The sequence below is a fragment of the Streptomyces sp. NPDC054849 genome (assembly GCF_053610945.1).
Map to the genome: position 1 here is coordinate 1 of NZ_JBSGZI010000001.1, position 16117 is coordinate 16117.

Consider the following 16117-nt stretch of genomic DNA (forward strand, 5'->3'; position numbering starts at 1 on the left):
GCCCACCGCAGCCCGCTCCACATCCCACCGCAACACCTCCTGCCACGCCGCCGCCCCCAACCCCCCCCCCCCCCCCCCCCAACCCCCCCCCCCCCCCCCCCCCCCCCCCCCCCCCCCCCGCCCCCCCCCCCCCGGGGGGGGGCGGGGCCGGCGGGGGCGGCGGGGGCGCCGGGCCGCCCGCCGCGGCGGGGGCGCCGGGGCGGCCGCCGGGGTGACTCTCGGGAGCCTGCGTCGGGGGCGGTCGTCGGGCAATCCGCCCCGCCCCCCCCTCAGCCCGCGGCCCGCGAGGGCCGGATCAGGCGGCGGACGGATTCGACCACCGTCTCGCGGTGGCGGGCCAGGCGTGCCGGGGACCAGGCGGCGCCCGGGCCGCCCGCCGCCGCGGCGCCCACCGCGCCCGTCCACGCCTGCGCGAGGCCCAGTACGAGCGTGAGCAGGTCCTCGGGATCCAGCTCCGGGTCGATCCCTCCCGCCCGCTGCGCCTGCTCCACCGCCGCGATCTTGCCCCGGTAGGACTCCGCCTCGGCGTCCGTGGTGCCCGGCCGCTCCAACTGCTTCCACTGGACCAGCCGCATCAGATCCGGCCGCTCGACCAGGTGGTCGAAGATGGCGCCCGCGTAGCCGGGCAGGTCGCGGGCGTCGAAGGGGACGGACTCCGAACCCGTCTCCAGTGCCTGCTGGAGCACGGCGTCGAAGAGCTGTTCCTTGTTGCCGTAGTAGACGTAGATGAGCCGCTTGTTCGCCTGGGCGGCCTCTGCGATGCGATCGACCCGCGCCCCGGCGATGCCGTACGCGGCGAATTCGGAGAACGCCGCGTCGAGCAGCCGTGCCTTCGTTGCGCTGGAATCCCGTGCCATGGCAGGCATCCTAGCAAGTAACTATCTAGTTATTGACATCGGGCGCGACCGTCCTGCAGACTCGAACTATCCGGTTAGTTACTCACTGACCCGTCACCCCACGGAGGACACCATGGAGATTCGCGCACTGGGCGGCCAAGGACTGAAGGTCGGAGCCGAGGGCCTCGGCCTCATGGGCATGAGCGCCCATTACGGAGCCACCGACGAGACCGAGTCCCTCGCCACCATCGACCGCGCCCTCGAACTGGGCGTGACCCTGCTCGACACCGCCGAGGGCTACGGCCCCTTCCTCAACGAGCAGCTCCTCGGCAAGGCCCTCACCGGCCGCCGCGACGCCGCGGTCATCGCCACGAAGACCGGCGTCGAGTTCACCGACGAGGGAGCGTTGCGCGGCCACAACGCCACCCCCGAGTACATCCGCCACTCCGCAGACCGCTCCCTGCGCCACCTCGGCACCGACCACATCGACCTCTACTACCTCCACCGCGTCGACCCGAACGTGCCGGTCGAGGAGAGCATCGGTGCCATGGCCGAGCTGGTCGCCGCCGGCAAGGTCGGCCACATCGGCATCTGCGAGGCCGCCGCGACCACCATCGCCCGCGCCCACGCCGTCCACCCGCTGGCTGCCGTACAGACCGAGTACAGCCTCTTCGAGCGCGGCATCGAGCACGACGGCGTCCTCGACACGCTGCGCGAACTGGGCATCGGGCTCGTCGCCTACTCCCCGCTCGGCCGCGGCTTCCTCTCCGGCGCCATCACCACCCCGGACGACTTCGCCGCCGACGACTTCCGCCGCACCGACCCCCGTTTCCAGGGCGAGAACTTCGACCGCAACCTGGCCGTGGTCGACCGGGTCCGCCACCTCGCCTCCGAGAAGGGGGTCACCCCCTCGCAGCTCGCGCTCGCCTGGACCCTGAGCAGGGGCGCGGTGCCGATCCCCGGCACCAAGCGCCGCCGCTACCTGGAGGAGAACGTCGCCGCGACCGCGGTCACCCTCACCGCCGCCGACCTGGCCTCCATCGACGCCGTCGCACCGCACGGCGTGGTCTCGGGGGACCGGTACGCGCCCGAGCTCATGACGTCACTGAACGGCTGAGCCTGCCGCCGCACCGCGGCCCATGCGGACGCATTCGATCAGGTAGTCGCCGTTGTCGGGATCCACGGTCACCCCGTGGGCCTCGCTGTGGAAGCCCGGGAAGGCCCGGTCGAAGGCCTCCAGGGCGCGCAGATACCGCAGCAGCGGCCCGTCCGGAGCGCCGGTGGACTCCCCGGGCATCAATACGGGGATCCCCGGCGGCGTGACGGTCACCATCGCCGCGGCCACCCGACCGGCCGCCTCGGCCAGTCGTACGCGCTCCGTACCGCCCCGGATCAGCAGCTGGTAGCAGTGGCGCGGCGGTGACACCGGTTCCGGGAGCTCCTGGAACGCCGAGTCGAGGGCGCCGATCAGCTCGGCACGGGTCAGGTGCTCGTGCATCTCGCGGCACAGGGCGCCGAGGGTGGTGCTTCCGTAGCGCCGCGGGAACCGCCCGACCAGCTCCGGCAGGACCCGGTCCAGCGGCGCGTCCGCGTCGTACAGGGCCTTGAAGTCCATGAGGGCGTCCATCAAGGTGCCCCACTTGCCCTTGGTGATGCCCATAGAGAAGAGGATCAGCGTGGTGTAGCTGTCGGTCTTCTCCACGACGATCCCGCGGGCCGCCAGGTAGGCGGTGAGGATCCGCGCGGGAATGCCCCAGTCGCCGGTCTCACCGGTGGCCGTCACGCCGGGGCAGGTGAGGGTGACCTTGACCGGGTCCAGCAGGCAGTAGCCCTCGCTCAGCCCGGCGAAGCCGTGCCAGCCGGCGTCCGGCTCCAAGTGCCAGCAGGACGGCTCGCGGCTCAGCAGGGACGGCGGCGCGTCCGCGAAGGTGATGCGTGCCCCGGTCGCCGGGTCGATGACCGACTCGGGCTGCCACACGCCGAAGAACCAGCCCGGCCGGTCCCCGGCGGCGGCGATGCGGCGCCCGGTGCGGACCATGGCCTGACGGAAGCGGATCGCCTCGGTCACCGCTTCGTCGATCAGCCACCGACCCTGCGGGCCGTCCATCATGGCGGTGGCCACGTCCAGGGAGGCGATCGCCGGATACAGCGGCGAGGTGGTGCCGTGCATCATGAACGCCTCGTTGAACCGGTCGTGTTCGACCGGGGCCCGCGGCGCCGACCTGACGTGGACCATCGCGCACTGGGAGAGGGCGGCCAGCAGCTTGTGTGTGGATTGGGTCGCGAAGACGGTGGGCCGCCCCGGTCGCGCACCGGCGGTCCCGGCCGGGACGGCCGTGTCGGTGTGGGCGCCGGTGTGGGCGGCGGCGGGGGTGTCGTCGTCGGCGGCGTCCGGGAAGGTGTCCGGGCCGACGGCCATGCCGTAGCGGCCCGCGTACAGCGGATGGAAACGGGCGTACGCGAACCAGGCCTCGTCGAAGTGCAGGCGCGGCGTGCTCGGCGCGAAGGCCCGGGCCGCCGCGAACGTGTCGTAACACAGGCCGTCGTAGGTGGAGTTGGTCACCACCGCGTACTGGGCTGCAGGGGAGAGCGCCCCGGCCGTGAGCGGGTTCGCGGCGATCCGCTCGGCCACCGCCGCCGGGTCGGTCACGGCGGGCGGCAGGGGGCCGGCGAGCCCGTAGCCGTTGCGCGTCGGTACCAGGTACACGGGGCGCGCCCCGGAGATCACGAGCCCGTGCAGCACCGACTTGTGGCAGTTGCGGTCCACGAGCGCGATCTCGTCGGTCGTCACGCTGTAGTGGCCGACCATCCGGTCCGCGGTGGAGTCGCCGTGCAGCACGAAATATGTGCGGTCGGAGCCGAAGACCCGGGCGGCGTTGCGCTCGGCTTCGCCGATCGGGCCGTTGTGCTCGAAGAGCGATCCGAGCTCCCCGACCGACACCGACAGGTCGGTGCGGAACAGCCGCTCCCCGTAGTAGTCGAAGAACGCCCGCCCGACGGGTGACTTGAGGAACGCGACCCCGCCGGAGTGGGCGGGCGTGTGCCAGGAGTACTCGTGGGAGTCGTCGAAGCGGCGCAATGCCCGGAAGAACGGGGGGAGCAGGTCCCGGTGGTAGCCGCGAGCCGCCGTCGCGACCCGGCCCGCGATGAAGGACGGCGTGTCCTCCAGCGGCCAGATGTAGCCGACCACCGTCTCCGAGACCCACAGCGGCAGGCGATCCAGGTCCTGGTCCGCGTCGTCCGCCATCACCAGGAAGACGGGCAGGTCCTTGAAGCGGCGCCCGATGTGCCGCAGGACCTCCGCGCCGCGGCCCTCCTCGACCGCGCCTCCTGACGAACGCGGCAGGTCCCAGGCGACCACGGCCGCCGCGAGGCCGGCCTCGGTCTGCAGGCCGGCCTGCGCGTCGCGCGCACTCGGCGCCCAGCGCAGCTCCAGGCCCTGATTCTCCAACTCCTTCCCGATGCGCCGAAGTTGCTCGGCGCTGACGCCGCCGCCCATCGGGTTCTCCCGCAGTGCCAGCAGGACCGTGCCGTTCGCCATGTCTTCCGCTCCCCGGGCCCAGGGGTACGGCTGCCCGTACCGGGGCCCCAGTGTCCCGGCCCTTCCGGTGGCCCCGCCGATCTTCGGCGGGGCTTCACCCGCAGGTGGGCGTGGCGGCGGGCGGGCGTGACGCGGCGCCCGCGGCTCGGGCGGCAGGACGGGACCGTACGTCCACCCGTCTCGGAGCTCCGGCTGCTGCTCTCGCCGTTTCTCGCTCCTCTCACCGCTCTCGCCGCGCGGTGCGGTACCCGGTATGCGGTCCCCCTGCGGGCGGCCGGCGTCCGGCCGCCCGCAGGGGCTCAGCTGTCGGCCGGGGCCAGCACCACGAAGTCCGCGTTCGCCGGGTCGAGGCAGACGGCCAGCCGGCCGATGCCTTCGGCGTCCTGCGGCCCCATTTGGACGCTGCCGCCGTTCTCGGTGACCTTGGCGACCGCGGCGTCGCAGTCGGTCACGGTGAAGACCGGGTGCCAGTAAGGCCGTCCGTTCGCCAGGGCGAGGTCGTCGGCGGACATCTCCATGACGCCGCCGTGCATGCGCTCCTCGGGCAGTCCGGCGGGGGTGATGAGGGCGTAGGCGCCCCCGCCGCCGGGCAGCTCCATGTCGCTGAACCGCCAGCCGAAGACGTCACCGTAGAAGTCCTTGGCGGCCGCCGCGTCGGTCGTGTACAGCTCCGTCCACGACAGGGAGCCCGGCTCGTCCACCAGCTCCGCGCCCTTGTTCGTACCCGGCTGCCACACGGCGAACTGGCCCCCCAGCGGGTCGCTGTACTGCGCCATCCGGCCCCATTCGTCGAGGTCCCGAGGTGCTATCCGTACGGCGCCGCCGGCGCGCTCGACGGCCTGGGTCGCGGCGTCGGCATCGGTGACGCCGAAGTAGATCATCCACGCCGAGCGTGCGCCCTCCTCGGTGAGCTTCCCGAGGCCGGCGACGATCTTGCCGTCCTTCCGGAACATCCCGCCTTCCATGTCCTCGCCCTCACCCATGGACTCGTACTCCCAGCCGAGTACGGCACTGTAGAACGCTGCGGCGGTGGGGACGTCGGGAGAACCGAGGTCGATCCAACAGGGGGAGCCGGGGTCGAAGTCAGTGGTGATCATGGTCGTTCCCTTCGCGCATCCTGTACGGCGACGGCCTCAGCCTTGCACCGCACTCGGGCGCGCGCCCCTCGGCGACGAGCCGTCGCCGGAGTCGGTCGGCGGTCTCCCCGAACGGCGTACGCGCTACTGCAGCTGGGACAGGTCGACCGAGTCGTCGGCCGCGGGGGGCTTCGCCACGACCGGCTCGCCGAAGTCGGAGAAGGTGGCTTCCACCCGCTCGCCGGACGCCTCGGCGCCCTGGATCCGCAGGAGGTACGGCTCGTCTTCGGTGGAGACCTGGTAGGTGCCCGTCTCGCCGTCCTGCCGGCCGTTCACGGTGATGGCCGGACGGCCGTCGACGGTGGTCCGCGAGCCCTTGCTCAGCTGCTCGTTCGGCGGTTTGGACGACAACTCCTTCTTGTAGAAGCCGAGGTCGCAGAATTCGGCGAAGTCACGCAAGAGGAAGCTGCTCGTAGTGCCGTGCACATAGCGGCCGTTGATGAGTTCGATCGCGTCATCGGCGGCACCGCCCGGGACCTGGGACCGCAGGAGGTCGTCGTCGAGCTTCATCCACACGTCGGTGCCGCGCTTGATGATGTCGGCCCTGCCCGAATCGCCGGGGGGCGTGACGGTGCCGATGCAGTTGCCCTGGTCGTCGAATCGGAGATCCAGAGCGGTGGTGCCCGACTTCTCGGTCGCCTTGGCCACCATGCGCATGGACGTGACCTCGGACATGGCCTCGCGGGTGGCGTCCGCGATGGCCTGGGCGCTCTTGTCGGCGATGCCGTTGTCATCGGCGACGGCGGTGCCCACGCCCGTGCCGGCGATCACGAGAAGACAGACGGTTCCGGCGGCCGCGCAGCGGGCCGCGCCTGCCCGGGGTGCAGACATCGGGCTCACCTCCCTCTGGCTGCCCCTCGACGCCGTCGAGCGTCTCTGTCGCCTCCGGCGCAGCCGGTCACCCGATCAGCGTAGGCCCGCGCAGCGCCGGGCGCAGTGCGGGTACCGATCGGCGCGGGGCCTGGTCCGCCTGCCCCGTGCGGCTCGGGAACAGCCGGCCGAGCGGCTGATCGGTGCGAGGAGGGGAGCGGGCCGGTCCCTCACGCCGCCTCCACCCAGGCCCGGGCCCTGGCCGCGCGGCGCAGTTCCACCAGGTCGGCGTACGAGTGGCCGGGCTCCGCCCAGTACGGGTGGGCGTAGAGCCGGCGCAGGTCCTCGATCAGCTGGTGCCGGAGGTCCGTCGTGTGGTCGCCGAGGGGCCGGGCGAGAGTGGCGTAGGTCCGGATCACCCGGGCCTGGGTCAGTAGAAGATCGTCGGGAAAGTCGGTGCGCGCCATGACTAGATTAGGCCACTTGTTCGATTTCCCGTGCAAGTCGTCCCCGCCCCGTCGTCGCCGCCTCGTGGCCTTCTCGTGTCCCTCGCCCCGTCCGCGCGTCCACCCTGCCGGGTCGGGTGTGGGTGCCTCAGACCGCAGCCGATTCCCCGGCCGGCGTGGGCCGCCCGCTCCGGGTGGCCCGCTCGTGCTGCGCCGGCGGCGCCGCCTGAGGGTGTCGGGCGGCCTCGGCGGCGGTGTACGAGGAGGTGAAGGTGAACGCGCGCGGTGACGGCCCGTGTGTACGCAGGTCCGCCAGCCGCTCCAAGGCCTCGCCGACGGTCGGGATGTGGCCGACGGGGATCCACCAGAGTGCCAGGTGTGCCTCGATGTGCCGTTCGAACCATTCGCGGCGCCGCCGCATCGCCTCGAGGTGACCGCTGCGGTAGGCGAAGTCCCAGAGGGCCTCCTGGGTCTCCCACACCGACAGGTTGACGATGACGTCCTCACCCGCCGGTCGCAGGCCGGTGGCATCGGCCGCCCCTTCCTCGACGAGCCGCCACACGAAGCCGGGTGCGCCGTCGGCGGCGGCGTTGACCGGATCGAGCATCTCGACGAAGGGCGCCACGCGCGGGTCGTCGAAGGGATGGCGGAGCGTGGCGACGTTGAGCTGGGCCAGGTGGGCGGCGTGTGCGGATGCGGTCATGGCCTCATCCCAGCATGGCCCCCTTTTCTATGTCAATCACTTTTGTTTTTAGAAGCCTCGATCACTACACAGCATTCCCCCGGCCGTGCGTCCATCCGAGCGCGGACCGGACCGTCCGCACCGAGCAGCCCTTCCAGCAGTGCGAGATTCATGCCGCAGACGAGCGGCGGGAAGCGTTCGGCGACGGCATGGAAGGGGCAGTTGCGCATGCGGACGACCTGCGCGGCCTCCCCGGCCGTTCCCGCCTGCCCTTCGGCGCCTGCGGGGGCGCGGACGCCCTCCGTACCCTCGACCCCCTCGGTACCCCCGGCCTGCTCGGTACCCCCGGCCTGCTCGGTACCCCCGACCCCCTCCAGGTGTGGTTCGTAGCCCCGGGCGGCCACCACTTCCATGGCCTCTTCGAGGCTGCCGCACGGCGCCGCCGAGCCGCGCAGGGCCTCGCCCCGGCGGCGTGCGGCCTCGAACAGCCCGGCGTCCAGCCCCGCCTGCTCGGCGGCCTCGGCGAGGAGCTCGGCGGCGGTGCGGTAGTCGCGTGCGGGCAGCGATACCGACCGCTCGGCGCGTGCCCGCGTGTACACCTTGGCGGGACGGCCGGCCCCCGGCCCCGAGCGCCCCGTCAGGCGACGGCTGCCGCTCTCCAGCAGCCCGGCCTCGGTCAGCCTGTCCAGGTGGTGCGCAGCGAGCGTGCGCGCCACCCCTGCCGCCTCGGCGGCCTCGTTGCGGCCGACCTCACGGCCCTGGGCCGCCACGTACTCGTACAGACGGCGTCGTACCGGATCCTGCAACGCCGCGATCGCATCGATGTCCTTCACCCGGCCATTCTAGGAACAACGCAGGTTGCACATAGAAAGGACGGGCGGGCAGAAGGACCGGATCATCCGGGCATCGGGGGCCGGCCATTCGCTCCGGCCCCGCGGGCCTCCTGCTCCGCCTCCTCGGCGTCGAGGGAGGCGAGGAGAGCCTGTACGGGAATCCGGCCGCTGGCCACCATTTGCGCACCGCTGCGCCTCAGGGCCCGGGCGAAGGGAGCGGCCCACAGGTTCTCGTACACCAGGATCGCGGCCGAGTTCCCCGGTTCCAGGGCGTGGCCCGCCTCGTCGAGGTCGTCCTGGCCGAGCAGGCCGGACGAGGCTCCTTCGAAGACGGAGAGAGCGAGTCCGTCCCCGTCGTCCAGTTGTGTGATCTCCAAGGCGGCGACGTTCCCGTCGCCGTCCTTCTGAACGAAGCGCAGGTCGAGGATGCGGACGATGCCCTTTTCGACCAAGTCGACCAGCAGGGGGAACGCCTCGCCCGTCATCCGGTTGCCCGGAAACTCGAGGACGAGGTAGTCGACGGGCCCCATGTCTTCGATGTCGTCGCTCATGAGCACTCCTCGCGCGGATGCGGATGCGGATGCGGATGCCTATGCCTATGCGGTGGCTGACCGTGTTCCCGGCCGGTGTCCTGCGCGGCCTCGGGCCGCCCGTGGGGACGACCTCGGCGTGGCCCGGGACCGTAGTCATTGCAGCATCCGCCGTGCGGCCCCGCACCTTCACACGCGCCTGCCTCCGCAGCCGTCCGCAGCCGTCCGAAGCCCTGCGGTGTTCATGCGGTGAGCTGGTAGAGGCTTCTGGCGACGAGCCACAGTCCCAGGGCGAGGCAGGTGACCACGATCGCCGGTTCCTTGTGGCGCTCGAGCCGTGCGCGCATGTTCCTCAAGGCGAGCTGGGCCTTCTCCGGCGAGAACACCACATACAGCTCCATGGTGAGCAGGGTGGAGGTGGCGAGGAGACAGAAAGCCATGAGTGCCACAAAGGACGCGGCGTGGGAGAGGTCGGCTTGCACGACGGTGGCGGCAGCGGCGCCGACCATCCCCCAGGGCTGAAGGAGCACGGCGAGCGCGGCCGCCGACCATCCGGTGGAGTCCTCCATCCGCGACGACAGCGACACGCCGGAATCCGTGGACGGCTCGGGCGCGGAGGGAACCGGAGCGGCAACCGTAGGTCGTCGGCGGCGGCGCCTGTGTTCGCTGTAGACGATCAGGCCCACACCGATGAACAGCGTGGCGGCAAGGGCCGCGACCGTGGGCGGCGAGCGGGGCGGTGGCGGCTGCCCGCCGGTCAGGAACAGCACTATGGCGATCACGGCCACGAGGCAGCCCAGCCAGGCGAGGATGAAGGCCAGCCCCTTCCGCGTGCCGCGGGGGGCGGACACCACCAGCACGAAGGCCATGATCGGCAAGGGGAAGAGCGTGATGACCAGGCCGATGACGAGCAGGTCAAGCACCATGGCTGCGCACCCCGCGCCCGTACGTCACCCCGGTCGGCAGGAGGGGCCGGGCCGTCAGCGGAGTCGCTCTCACGGACGTGAGGCTCATCTGTCCATCGTGGCCCGGCCGCGGACGGGAATGCAAAAGATGCGGCGCACCGGCTCGCCGCCCGACAGCGCGCGGCCGGCAATCCCCCGCCGGCTCGCGGGGGACATACGAGGCTGTGAAGGTGGTGGGAGAGCCGTGTTCCACGCCTGCTCAGGCGCAGTCGGACCGGCTGGAGGACGAAGCCTGGAGAGAGCAGGCATAGGGCTGGCCTTGGCCTGGTGGGGAGTCCCATCGGACGTGCACCCGACAGCCGGTCCTGCACCCAGCACGTCCCCGCACGTGTCTCGTCCTGACCCGTGTCCGGTCCTGACGCCTTCGGGAGGTCTCGTGTCGCACCCCTCCTCGTACGTCCTGCGCCGACTGCCCGCCGCAGCTGCAGCCCTCGCGTGTGGGGCATGTCTGGTCGTACTGGCGCCAGGTCCGGCCGGGGCGTTCAGCGGCGCCCAGCACGAGAAGATCACGCGGGCCGCCCTGAGCTGGCAGCCCAGATCGTTGTCGGCGATGGCCGATTCCCGCCAGGGGGCGATCGTGGCCAACGACCAGGGCGGCTACTTCGACCTCGGCGTCCTGCACTGTGACAACGCCGATTACCTCGCCGCGCGGTACGGGGCCGCGTACCCGCGAACCCGCGACGAGGCGACCACCGAACTGCTCGCCTGCATCCGTGGATCCGTCGCCCGCCTGCGGGCCGCCGTCCGGGCCGCCGACGGCCTGGTCGACGCCCAGGGAAGGATCATCCCGGGCCAGAGCAGCCTGGACTCGCCCTGTACGTGGAACGAGAGGCCGGAGCGCGCCAAGTGCACCGTCCTGGAACAGCTCGGCCGGGGCTGGCACGCCATCGAGGACTTCTACTCCCACAGCAACTGGTCCGACAGGGCCGATGAGGCCGGCCCGATCGACACCACCAATCCCCCCGGCCTCAACCGCACCACCGTCGCGCCGTTCCTCGACATACGTCGCTACAGCTCCATGAACGACGCCGACTGGACCGGGGAGGCCGCCGCCCTGATCCCCGAAGACCTGGCCACCGGTTGCTATCCGGACTTCGATTCAACCGGTTCCAAGCCCGCCGACTGCGCCGGACGCATCAAGCACAACGGCACCCTCAACAAGGACACCGAAGCCTCCGAACGTTCCGGCAACGGCAACTTCCAGCGGGCTTCCGACCTCGCCGCCCAGGACATCGCACGTCAGTGGAAGGACTTCAGGGCGGAGCTCGTCGAGACCTACCCCGACCACCGGCGCGGTGAGCAGATGATCTGCGCGCTCACCCACGACACCCCCGCGTCCAGCTGCCCCTGAACGGGACCCCCGGAAGATCCGGGCCAGGCCGAGCGAGGCACCATCGGAATGACGCCCGGGCGCCGGTCGTGGGGTGCCCCCGCACGCCTCCGGCTGCCCGGCGGGAATCGGCCTTACCGTGCGAGCAGTCCGTCCGGATACCGGACGACGTCCCACCACGTCGGCGTTCCCCCTGGAGGTCATGATGCCCAGTCCCCACCCGCCGTTCGGCACCGTCGTCAGCAACGTCGGCGTCAACCTGCGGAGGTATCCGAGTACGGACTCCTCCATCGTCGGCAACCTGAGCCACGGCAGTGAGGTCGGTCTGCGGAGCAAGGTGCACGCCCAGACCATCGACGGCAACAGCATCTGGTACCTGCTGCGCGACAAGGCCGTGTGGGTCGCCGCCCGGCACGTCGACAACACCGGAGAGGTGCCGCTGTCCAAGGACGTCGAACCGGCCGCCCCGCAGGGCTGACGGCCGCCCGGCCCTTCGGGGCCGTCCCAGTGGTCCTGGGGGCAGCCCCCGTGACTGTCCCCAGGACTGCGCCGGTTCCTCACGGACGTCGAAGCCGTCGCGCGCCGTCCAGGTGTGGTGCTCGATGGGGTCCACCCCTCCCGCCACGGCGCCGCGGTGCCCGCGGCGCCGTGGGCGTGCGCGGTGCCGTGGGCGTGCGCGGCGACAGGTAGGCCGAAGCGCCGCACCTCCGGCCCTCAGCCGCCGACGGCCTCGGCCCAGCCCCGGTTGACGGTCTCCCTCGCCTTCTCCGTCTGGGCCTTCGTCGGGAACGTCGGCGTGCCCTCGACCGTCGGCAGCTTCGCCGCCGCGGCCTTGTCGAGGGTGCCGTCCTCCTTCATGGCGTCCATGAGGACGGGGCGTGCGTAGGCGCCGAGCCGGATGTTCTGGCCTTCCGGGCTGAAGACGTACTCCTGCCACAGACGCGCCGCCGCGGGGTGCGGAGCGTCCTTGTTCACCCCGTTCGCGTAGTACTCGGCGAAGCTGCCGTCGAAGGGGATGGCGGTCCGCCAGTCGACGTCCGCGCCCCTCTTGCGGAAGTCGTCGGCGTATCCGAGGTTGAGGAAGTCCCAGTCGATGCTGATCGGGGTCCGGCCCGTCGCGATCGTGGCCGGTGAGGATTCGACCGGGATGAAGTTGCCGTTCTTCCTGAGCTCGGCGAAGAAGTCGATACCGGGCTGGATGTCGTCGAAGGAACCGCCGTTCGCGAGGGCGGCCGCATACACCCCGGCGAAGGCGGAGCCGGATCTGGTGGGGTCGCCGTTGAGGGCGACCTGGCCCCGGTACTCGGGCTTGCGCAGATCGGCGAAGGTCGAGGGGCAGGTCTCGACGCGCTTGGCGTCACAGCCGATCGAGACGTAGCCGCCGTAGTTGTTGTACCAGCGGGCCTTCGGATCCTTCTGTTCCTCGGGGATCTGGTCGAACGCGGCGACCTCGTACGGAGCGAGCAGGCCCTGCCTGGCCGCGGACTGCGCGAACGAACCCCCCACGTCGATCACGTCCGGGGCGCGGCCGTCGCCCCTGTGCTCCTTCAGGGCGTTGATCTCGTCCTGACTGGTGCCTTCCGGGTTCTCCACCGTGACCTTGATCCCGTACTTCTTCTCGAAGCCGTCGATCAGTGCGCCGTAGTTCGCCCAGTCGCGCGGGAGCGCGATCGTGTTGAGCGAGCCCTCCTTCCTCGCCGCTGCGGTCAGTGCCGCCATGCCGCCGGCGTCCGGGGCGGAGGTGGCCACCGCGGGTGCTCTGGGCGCGGCGGGGGGCTTGTCTCCGCAGGCGCCGAGGGGCGCCGCCGCGAGGGTCAGGAAGGCGGCGACGGAGGCTGTCCGGAGACGGGGTACGGGCACAAAGGCTCCATCACGGGCGGTCGCGTACTGATCGAGGCCAGCGTACGTTCGGCGGCCTCGGCAGCGCAGTCCCAGGCTGTGGTGTCCGGCGTCTTCCCTTCGGCTGCCGTACGGGCGCGTTCTCAGAACCCCTCGTCGTCCCACCCGGCCAGGAGCGCCTCCCCGAGATCCATCGCGGGCGGTCCTGCTCCGTCGTGAAGGGCCTGCTCACTCCAGATGATCTTGCCGCGGGCGGTGTAACGGGTGCCCCAGCGCTCGGCGAACTGCGCGACGAGGAACAGGCCGCGTCCGCCCTCGTCGGTGTCCGCGGCCCGGCGCAGGTGCGGGGAGGTGCTGGACCCGTCGGAGACCTCGCAGATCAGGCTGCGGTCGTACAGCAGCCGTACCCGGATGGGCTCGCTGCCGTAGCGGATGGCGTTGGTCAGCAGCTCGCTGAGGATGAGTTCCGTCGTGAACGCGATGTCCTCCAGGCCCCAGTCCGCCAGGCGGCGGGCGCAGGCGTTGCGGACCGGGGACACCGCCGCGGGGTCGGGGGTCACGTCCCACTCGGCGATCCGCTCGGGGTCCAGCCGGCGAGTGCGGGCCACCAGCAGCGCGACGTCGTCGCTGGGCCTGCCGGGCAGCATCGCGTCGATCACCGCGCTGCACGTCTCCTCCGGGGTGCGGGCGGGCCCGGCCAGTGCGGCGCTCAGCGCTGCCAGGCCCACGTCCGGATCGCGGTCGCGGCTCTCGATCAGCCCGTCGGTGAAGAGCGCCATCAAGGAGCCTTCGGGCAGGGTGACCGTCAGGGTCTCCATGGGCATACCCGCGCCCAGACCCAGCGGCGGGGAGACCGGCACCTCGGGAAAGGTCACGGTTCCGTCGGGGTGGACCAGGGCGGGTCCCGGATGCCCGGCGGTGGCAGCGGTCACCTGCCCCGAGCCGGGATCGTAGATGACGCACAGGCAGGTGGCTCCGGTGATCCCCTGCCACTCCTGCCCGTCGGCGTCGATGTGGGCCACCAGCTCGTCCAGGTGGCTCAGCAGTTCGTCCGGGGGCAGGTCGAGGGTGGAGAAGTTGTACACGGCGGTGCGCAGGCGGCCCATGGTGGCGGCGGCGTGGAGACCGTGGCCGACGACGTCGCCGACCACCAGGGCCACCCGCGCGCCGGGCAGCGGGATGGCGTCGAACCAGTCACCGCCCACCCCGGAGCGGGCCGCCAGATAGCGGTGCGCGACCTCGACGGCGGACTGCTCCGGTACACCCCGGGGCAGCAGGCTGCGCTGCAGGGTGACGGCCATGTTGTGCTCGCGGGTGTAGCGGCGGGCATTGTCGACGGACACGGCCGCCCGGGCGGTCAGCTCCTCGGCGAAGGACACGTCCTCCTCGTCGAACGGCGGGGAGTCCAGCCCCCGCCAGTAGCCGGCCATCCCCAGCACCACGCCCCGGGCCCGCAGGGGCACGACGATCAGGGAGTGGAGGCCGCGGTCCAGGATCTGCACGGCGTTGGCCTGGGCCTGGGCCCGCCAGTGGTGCGTGGCGCGCAGGTCCGCCTCCAGGACGGCATGGCCGCCGGCCAGCCCCACGGCCATGGGGCCGGTGGGGGCGAACCGGATCAGCTCGCCGACGGGGGAGAGCGGGTGGTCGCCCTGCAGGCCGACGACGGCGGTGCGCCGCATCTCGGTGTTCGACGGGGGCGGCTCCTCGCCGCGCAGCACCGGTTCCAGCAGATCGACCGTGACCACGTCGGCGAAACGCGGGACCGCCACCTCCGCCAGCTCCTCCGCGGTGCGCTCCACGTTCAGCGTGGTTCCGACCTGCACCCCCGCGTCGTACAGCAATTTCAGCCGCTCGCGAGCCACCTCGGCCCTGCCGGAGAGCGACCGCAGCTCGGTGGTGTCCCGCAGCGTGACGACGGTCCCGGCCTGCCCGTAGGGGGCGGTCGGCCGGATGTTCACCGCCAGCAGCCGATCGGCTGCCATGTGCAGCTCGTCGGTCGCGGAACGGCCCGATGCGATCGGCTCGGCGATCCCCTCCTCCAGCCCCAGGTCCGCGACGGGAAGCCCTTCCGCGCCCGCCGGCAGATCCAGCAACCGCCGCGCCTCGTCATTGGCCAACAGCAGCCGTCCGCCGCCGCCGATGATCAGCACGCCCTCCCGGACCGCGTGCAGCACCGCGTCGTGGTGCTCGTACATCCTCGTCATCTCGGCCGGTCCCAGGCCATGGGTCCGGCGCAGCAGCCGACGGCTCACCAGAGCGGTTCCGCCCGCGGACAGGGCGAGCACCAGGGCTGCGCTGCCGAGGACGACCGGCAGCTGCCGGTTCACCATGCTCTGGACGTTCTGGACCGTGACCGGGGAGGAGACGATGGCGATGACCTTGCCTTCGGGGTCCTTGACGGGGACCACCGAGACCACGGACTGTCCCAGGGACCCTTCGAACGTCTCAGTGAAGGACGTGCCGGCCGCAGCCTTGGAGAACGGGCCGACGACGTGCTTGCCGATCTGTTCCGGGTCGCTGTGGGTGAGGGTGACCCCGTCGAGGGCGTACACGTTGATGCCGTCGACCCCGGCGATCTTCCGGGCCGCCTCAGCGCTCGGCTGGAGCACCGCGCTGGGATCGGGGCTGCGCAGGGCCTCGACGATCCCCGGCGATTCCGCGAACGTCCCGGCGGCGGCGAGCGTACGGTGCCGGGCGTCCACCATGGCGGCGCTCCGGGCCTGCACCACGAGCGCCCCCACCGCGGCGGCGACGAGAAGCACCACGACCGCCAGCTGCAGGAGGAACACCTCGCCGGCCACGCTGCGCACGCTCAGCAGGGAGGACAGACGCTGCGGCTGCCGCGCCGTGTCCTCGGGGGACCGGGGCTGCTCCCGATGCTCCTGGTGGTGTCCTGGGCGGGGGCGTCGAGAAGAAGGGGAAGAGCTCGTGGCCGAGCCGAGCAGCCGACGCCGGACATGTCCAAGGAGGTCGGTCATACTCCATTTTCTAACCTCTGCGGCCCGTCGGCAGCGGGGAGCGCCTGCAGCCGAGGATGCGGGGACGGCCGACCGGAGAGGCCGCATCGCCGCAGGCTCCGGAGAATGCCCCTGACCTGCGACAAGCCGGCAAGGAGCAGACGAACCGGGAGTGGTCTCCTGCTGCGCACCTGTGCAAGCCCTGCGCACCT

At 71.8% G+C, this 16117-nt stretch carries 14 protein-coding genes; 3 read left to right on the top strand and 11 right to left on the bottom strand.

Translation table 11 applies throughout. The annotated features are described in order from the left end of the window. Positions 1–269: 269 nt before the first annotated feature. Positions 270–857, bottom strand: a complete 588-nt coding sequence (locus tag ACWGIF_RS00005; protein WP_453488487.1) for a TetR family transcriptional regulator — start codon at positions 855–857, stop codon at positions 270–272. A 112-nt stretch (positions 858–969) separates the two neighbouring features. Here ACWGIF_RS00005 and ACWGIF_RS00010 point away from each other — a divergent pair, with 112 nt between their 5' ends. After that, positions 970–1953: an aldo/keto reductase gene (locus ACWGIF_RS00010; protein ID WP_453488489.1), complete on the top strand. Its 984-nt coding sequence runs from the start codon at positions 970–972 to the stop codon at positions 1951–1953. Here ACWGIF_RS00010 and ACWGIF_RS00015 read toward each other — a convergent pair. The 8 genes from ACWGIF_RS00015 to ACWGIF_RS00050 form a co-directional block, all read right to left on the bottom strand. Further along, complete coding sequence (locus ACWGIF_RS00015) at positions 1939–4377, bottom strand: Orn/Lys/Arg family decarboxylase (RefSeq protein WP_453488492.1); 2439 nt, start codon at positions 4375–4377, stop codon at positions 1939–1941. The two genes, ACWGIF_RS00010 and ACWGIF_RS00015, sit on opposite strands and share 15 nt — an antisense overlap. Before the next feature lie 299 nt (positions 4378–4676). Beyond that, positions 4677–5474, bottom strand: a complete 798-nt coding sequence (locus tag ACWGIF_RS00020) for a VOC family protein (protein WP_453488495.1) — start codon at positions 5472–5474, stop codon at positions 4677–4679. Positions 5475–5597: 123 nt separating this feature from the next. Continuing rightward, complete coding sequence (locus ACWGIF_RS00025) at positions 5598–6344, bottom strand: hypothetical protein (RefSeq protein ID WP_453488498.1); 747 nt, start codon at positions 6342–6344, stop codon at positions 5598–5600. Between the two features lie 209 nt (positions 6345–6553). Beyond that, positions 6554–6790: a hypothetical protein gene (locus ACWGIF_RS00030; protein WP_453488501.1), complete on the bottom strand. Its 237-nt coding sequence runs from the start codon at positions 6788–6790 to the stop codon at positions 6554–6556. Positions 6791–6917: 127 nt separating this feature from the next. After that, entirely contained in the window at positions 6918–7472 is a 555-nt protein-coding gene (locus tag ACWGIF_RS00035) for a DUF3291 domain-containing protein (RefSeq protein ID WP_453488504.1), read from the bottom strand. A 32-nt stretch (positions 7473–7504) separates the two neighbouring features. Then, positions 7505–8284 carry a helix-turn-helix transcriptional regulator gene (locus ACWGIF_RS00040; protein WP_453488507.1) on the bottom strand — a complete coding sequence of 260 codons (780 nt, stop codon included), beginning with the start codon at positions 8282–8284 and terminating at the stop codon, positions 7505–7507. A 62-nt stretch (positions 8285–8346) separates the two neighbouring features. Next, a complete protein-coding gene (locus ACWGIF_RS00045; protein ID WP_453488509.1) occupies positions 8347–8835 on the bottom strand; it encodes a DUF6325 family protein in 489 nt (162 codons plus the stop codon). A gap of 221 nt (positions 8836–9056) precedes the next feature. Continuing rightward, positions 9057–9740: a GAP family protein gene (locus ACWGIF_RS00050; RefSeq protein WP_453488512.1), complete on the bottom strand. Its 684-nt coding sequence runs from the start codon at positions 9738–9740 to the stop codon at positions 9057–9059. Positions 9741–10155: 415 nt separating this feature from the next. Here ACWGIF_RS00050 and ACWGIF_RS00055 point away from each other — a divergent pair, with 415 nt between their 5' ends. Together ACWGIF_RS00055 and ACWGIF_RS00060 are read left to right on the top strand one after the other, a co-directional pair. After that, positions 10156–11130, top strand: coding sequence for a hypothetical protein (locus tag ACWGIF_RS00055; protein WP_453488515.1), 975 nt, complete (start codon positions 10156–10158; stop codon positions 11128–11130). Between the two features lie 181 nt (positions 11131–11311). Next, the gene (locus tag ACWGIF_RS00060; RefSeq protein ID WP_453488517.1) at positions 11312–11587 is read left to right on the top strand and encodes an SH3 domain-containing protein; all 276 of its coding nucleotides are present in this window, start codon (positions 11312–11314) and stop codon (positions 11585–11587) included. A gap of 236 nt (positions 11588–11823) precedes the next feature. On the opposite strand, the gene ACWGIF_RS00065 is transcribed toward ACWGIF_RS00060, so the two are convergent. Continuing rightward, a complete protein-coding gene (locus ACWGIF_RS00065) occupies positions 11824–12969 on the bottom strand; it encodes an ABC transporter substrate-binding protein (RefSeq protein ID WP_453488520.1) in 1146 nt (381 codons plus the stop codon). Positions 12970–13091: 122 nt separating this feature from the next. Next, positions 13092–15926 carry a SpoIIE family protein phosphatase gene (locus ACWGIF_RS00070; RefSeq protein ID WP_453488522.1) on the bottom strand — a complete coding sequence of 945 codons (2835 nt, stop codon included), beginning with the start codon at positions 15924–15926 and terminating at the stop codon, positions 13092–13094. Between the last annotated feature and the right edge of the window lie 191 nt (positions 15927–16117).

Coding starts and splice junctions, on each gene's coding strand:
- ACWGIF_RS00005 (WP_453488487.1), bottom strand. CDS start 857: ATGGCACGGGATTCCAGCGCAACGAAGGCACGGCTGCTCGACGCGGCG.
- ACWGIF_RS00010 (WP_453488489.1), top strand. CDS start 970: ATGGAGATTCGCGCACTGGGCGGCCAAGGACTGAAGGTCGGAGCCGAG.
- ACWGIF_RS00035 (WP_453488504.1), bottom strand. CDS start 7,472: ATGACCGCATCCGCACACGCCGCCCACCTGGCCCAGCTCAACGTCGCC.
- ACWGIF_RS00030 (WP_453488501.1), bottom strand. CDS start 6,790: ATGGCGCGCACCGACTTTCCCGACGATCTTCTACTGACCCAGGCCCGG.
- ACWGIF_RS00045 (WP_453488509.1), bottom strand. CDS start 8,835: ATGAGCGACGACATCGAAGACATGGGGCCCGTCGACTACCTCGTCCTC.
- ACWGIF_RS00015 (WP_453488492.1), bottom strand. CDS start 4,377: ATGGCGAACGGCACGGTCCTGCTGGCACTGCGGGAGAACCCGATGGGC.
- ACWGIF_RS00025 (WP_453488498.1), bottom strand. CDS start 6,344: ATGTCTGCACCCCGGGCAGGCGCGGCCCGCTGCGCGGCCGCCGGAACC.
- ACWGIF_RS00060 (WP_453488517.1), top strand. CDS start 11,312: ATGATGCCCAGTCCCCACCCGCCGTTCGGCACCGTCGTCAGCAACGTC.
- ACWGIF_RS00070 (WP_453488522.1), bottom strand. CDS start 15,926: ATGACCGACCTCCTTGGACATGTCCGGCGTCGGCTGCTCGGCTCGGCC.
- ACWGIF_RS00020 (WP_453488495.1), bottom strand. CDS start 5,474: ATGATCACCACTGACTTCGACCCCGGCTCCCCCTGTTGGATCGACCTC.
- ACWGIF_RS00050 (WP_453488512.1), bottom strand. CDS start 9,740: ATGGTGCTTGACCTGCTCGTCATCGGCCTGGTCATCACGCTCTTCCCC.